Annotated in this window: 1 rRNA gene; it reads right to left on the bottom strand. The window is 60.4% G+C overall.

The annotated features are described in order from the left end of the window. Positions 1-285, bottom strand: a 16S ribosomal RNA gene (locus tag AC27E8_RS00280); the annotation flags it as partial.

Genomic DNA, 285 nt, shown 5'->3' with positions numbered 1-285 from the left:
CTCCGCCTCGCGGCTTCGCCTCCCTTTGTACCGCCCATTGTAGCACGTGTGTAGCCCAGGACATCAGGGGCATGATGATTTGACGTCATCCCCGCCTTCCTCCGACTTACGCCGGCAGTCACCTGTGAGTCCCCGCCTCAACACGCTGGTAACACAGGTCAAGGGTTGCGCTCGTTGCGGGACTGAACCCAACATCTCACGACACGAGCTGACGACAACCATGCACCACCTGTCTCCTCTGCCCCGAAGGGAAGGTGCATCTCTGCACCGGTCAGAGGGATGTCA

It is taken from the genome of Alicyclobacillus sp. CIJ1, from assembly GCF_057538885.1.
This window is presented reverse-complemented; position numbering and strand designations above follow the sequence as displayed.